The 4,108-nt window shown below is 72.8% G+C and carries 3 protein-coding genes; all 3 read left to right on the top strand.

All coding sequences use genetic code 11. The annotated features are described in order from the left end of the window. Positions 1-447: 447 nt before the first annotated feature. Positions 448-1,572 carry a UDP-N-acetylglucosamine--N-acetylmuramyl-(pentapeptide) pyrophosphoryl-undecaprenol N-acetylglucosamine transferase gene (locus tag ACWTSU_RS03195; RefSeq protein WP_455138434.1) on the top strand — a complete coding sequence of 375 codons (1,125 nt, stop codon included), beginning with the start codon at positions 448-450 and terminating at the stop codon, positions 1,570-1,572. A 269-nt stretch (positions 1,573-1,841) separates the two neighbouring features. Then, positions 1,842-3,263: a UDP-N-acetylmuramate--L-alanine ligase gene (gene murC / locus ACWTSU_RS03190; protein ID WP_455138433.1), complete on the top strand. Its 1,422-nt coding sequence runs from the start codon at positions 1,842-1,844 to the stop codon at positions 3,261-3,263. Further along, positions 3,260-4,108, top strand: an 849-nt coding sequence (murB, locus tag ACWTSU_RS03185; RefSeq protein WP_455138432.1) for a UDP-N-acetylmuramate dehydrogenase, incomplete at its 3' end; no start/stop codon positions are given. The genes murC and murB, both read left to right, overlap by 4 nt.

Here is a 4,108-nt window from a genome sequence, read left to right as displayed (position 1 = left end):
GGCGGCGCCCGCGCGGGCCGCGACCGGGACCGGGGGAGGCCGCCGCGCGGGCGCGTGACGACCGACCCGAGCGGGCGGCGGCGCATCGACCTGGGACCGAGCGCCTCGGAGCGGCTGCGCGGCCGCGGCGACGGCCCGCGCGTGCGCCGCTGACGGCGCCCGGCGCGCCTTGCGACGGCACCGCCCCTCTCGCCTGAAGGCCCCCTCGGTGACGCTCCTCTCTCGCCGCCCTTCTCGGCAAATAACCCGCAAAAAATGATTTCATAATCATATAATCGCAGGATTAAGGTTTCTGAATGTCAGATTATGCGTGTTAATGAGGCGCGCGACCGGGGGATGGCATTCCGGGGGAGGCGCGCGGACGGCCGCGGGCGCACGCCGCTGGGCCGCGCCTGCCGCGCCCCGCGCGGCATGCGCTACGATGGTGCCACCGGACAAGGGAGGCACATGGACGAGAGGCACCTCGAGGTCGCGATTGCCGCCGGCGGCACGGCCGGACACATCAACCCCGCGCTCGCGCTCGCCGAGGAGCTGCGCGACCGCGGCCATCACGTCCGCTTCTTCGGGCAGACCGCCAAGCTCGAGGGCCGGCTCGTCCCGGAGGCGGGCTTCGAGCTCGTGCCGGTGGTCGTGAGCGGCTTCGACCGCGCGCGCCCGTGGACGCTCGTCAGCTCGCTCGCGCGCATGAGGCGCGCGCAGTCGCAGATCGCGCGCCTCTTCCGCGACCAGGGCGCGCCCAACGTGGCCGTGGGCTTTGGCGCCTACGTCGAGATGGCGCTGCTCAACTGCTGCCACAGGCTGGGCGTCCCCTACCTGCTCCACGAGCAGAACTCCGTGCCGGGCCTGGCCAACAAGGCGCTCGCCCCGCACGCGGCGGCCGTCTGCATCTCGGTGCCCGCCGCGCGCGAGGTCTTCGAGCGCGAGGGGCGCCCCGCGTCGCGCGTGGTGCTGACCGGCAACCCCGTGCGCCGCAGCGTCACCGGCGCGAGCCGCTCGGCGGGCCGCGAGGCGTTCGGCGTGGGCGAGGGCCAGGCGATGCTGCTCGTCTTCGGCGGCTCCCTCGGCGCGGCGCACCTCAACGAGGCCGTCTGCCGCCTCAAGGGCGAGCTGCTGGCGCGCGAGGGGCTCGTGGTGGTGCACTCCACCGGCGCCGACGACTTCGAGCGCACGGTCTCGGCGCTGGCGCTCACGCCGGCCGAGCAGCTGCGCTGGCGCGTCATGCCCTACATCTCCAACATGGGCCAGGCGCTCGCCGCCGCCGACCTCGTGCTCAGCCGCGCCGGCGCGTCCTCGATCGCCGAGATCGCGGCGCTCGCGGTGCCGAGCCTGCTCGTGCCGTACCCGCACGCCACGGCCGACCACCAGACCACCAACGCCCGCTTCCTCACCGACGCCGGCGCCGCCGAGCTGCTGAGCGACGACCGCCTCGACGACGACGTGTTCGCCGAGAGGCTCCTGGGCCTCGTGGACGACGCCGCCCGCCGCGACGAGATGCGCGCCGCCGCGCGCGGCCTCGGGCAGGGGAGCGCCGCGGCGGCCCTGGCCGACCAGGTCGAGGCCGCGGCCCGCTGACGCGCGACGGTCCGCCCGCGACGCCGTCCTTCTCGCGCGTCGCCCCGCCGTCCTTCTCGGCGCCCAACAACCCGCAAAAAATGACTTCATAATCATATAATTGCAGGATTAAGGTTTGTGAATGTCATTTTTTGCGGGTTATCCGAGCAACACGCCGCCCCGGCGTGCACCGCGAGATGAGGACGCGACGATTTCGTCCCGGCCTCGCGCGGCGGCCGCGCCGTTTGGGCTAGAGTAGGGTGACACGAAACCCCACAGAAGGCAGGGCAATGGTCGAGAAGAACACCGACATCGACACCATAACGAGCGCGCACTTCATCGGCATCGGCGGCGCGGGCATGAGCGGCATCGCGCTCGTGCTCCACGAGCGCGGCTGCCGCGTCACCGGCTCCGACCTCAAGAGCTCCCACTACGTCCGCGAGCTCGAGGCCGCCGGCATCGACGTCACCGTGGGTCACGACGCCGCCACCATCGACGCCGTCTCGCCGCAGGTCGTGGTCACGTCCTCGGCCATCCCCGAGACCAACCCCGAGGTCGTCCGCGCCCGCGAGCTGCAGATCCCCATCTGGCCCCGCGCCAAGATGCTCAGCTACCTCTCGGGCTCGCAGCGCACCGTGGCCGTGGCCGGCACGCACGGCAAGACCACCACGTCCTCGATGATCGCCACGATGCTCGACAAGATGGGGCTCGACCCGTCGTTCCTCATCGGCGGCGTGGTCGAGGGCTACGGCACCAACGGCCGCAACGGCTTCGGCGAGCACTTCGTCTGCGAGGCCGACGAGTCGGACGGCTCCTTCCTCTACTTGCGGCCCAACGTGGTCGTGGTCACCAACATCGAGGCCGACCACCTCGACCACTACGGCACCCTGGAGAACGTCGAGAAGACCTTCTGCCAGTTCATGGGCCTCGTCGGCGACGAGGGCACGGTGGTCGTCAACGGCGACGTGGACCGCTACGTCGAGCTCGCGCGCTCCACGGGGCGCCGCGTGGTCACCTACGGCTTCTCCGACTCCTGCGACTACGTCTGCCTGCCCGAGGACTCCCACCACGAGCTCGCCAGCCACCTGGCGGTGCGCCTGCCGGACGGCCGCGAGGCGCGCGTGACCATCGCCGCCAACCCCGGCCGCCACAACATGGCCAACGCCACGGCCGCCATCGCGGTGGCCGACGTCCTGGGCCTCGACGCGACCGAGGCCGCCGCCGCCCTCAGCCAGTTCAAGGGCGCCCGGCGCCGCTTCACGCACGTGGGCGACGTCGCCGGCGTCACCGTGGTGGACGACTACGGCCACCACCCCACCGAGATCGCGGCCACGCTCGGCGCGGCGGCGGACCTCGGCTTCAAGCGCATCGTCTGCGTCTTCCAGCCGCACCGCTACAGCCGCACGCAGGCCCTCGCGCGCGACTTCGGCCACGCCTTCGACGACGCCGACGTCCTGCGCGTCATGGACGTGTTCTCGGCCGGCGAGATGCCGATCCCCGGCGTGTCGGGCAAGACGGTCGTGGAGTCGGTGCGCCACTCCGGCAACGTCCTCGACGTCGCCTACGTGCCCAACCGCAAGCGGCTCGTCCAGAACCTCTGCGACCTGTGCCGCCCCGGCGACCTGCTCATCACCCAGGGCGCCGGCGACGTGACCGCCATCGGCCCTGCCTTCATCGAGGCCATGCGCGAGCGAGGGGGCGCCGGCGCGTGAGCGTCTTCAACGCCTACATGGCCCTCTCGGGGGCCGTCGACGCCGACGTGGCCCGCGACGAGCCGCTGGTGAGAAGGACCAGCTACCGCATAGGCGGCCCGGCGGCGCTGCGCGTCACCGCGCACAGCCACGCGGGGCTCGCGCGCACGCTCGCGGTCCTCGCCGACGAGGGCGTCGACTGGGTCGTGCTGGGACGCGGCACCAACGTGCTCGTCTCCGACGAGGGCTACGACGGCTGCGTCATCCTGCTCGACGGCGAGTTCGCGCGCATGACGGTCTCACCCGAGGAGGCGCGGATCACCGCCGGCGCCGCCTGCGCGCTGTCCAACGTGGTCAACGCCGCCCTGCGCGCGTCGCTGAGCGGCCTGGAGATGTGCGCGGGCATCCCCGGCACCCTCGGGGGCGCCGTCTCGATGAACGCCGGCACCCGGCGCGAGTGGATCGGCCGGCGCGTCCGCGACGTGGTGTCGCTGCGTCCCGGCAGCGGGCTCGTGCGCCACGAGGGCGGCGAGGTCGAGTGGGGCTACCGCGCGACGTCGCTGCCCGGCGACGAGATCGTCCTCGAGGCCACGCTCGACCTCGTCGCCGCCGACCGCGCCGCCATGACGGCCGACATGGACGCCCGCCTGCGCCGGCGCCGCGCGGCCCAGCCGCTGGGCCTGCCCAGCTGCGGCTCGGTCTTCCGCAACCCGCCCGGCGACGAGTCCGCGGGCCGCCTCATCGAGGCCTGCGGCCTTCTGGGCGCCACCTGCGGCGCCGCGCAGATCTCGCCCGAGCACGGCAACTTCATCGTCAACCGCGGCGGCGCGACGGCCGCCGACGTGGTCACCCTCATCACGCTGGCG

The organism is Thermophilibacter sp. (assembly GCF_966187215.1).
The sequence above is the reverse complement of the archived record's forward strand: the minus strand, read 5'-3'. Positions and strand labels throughout refer to the sequence as shown.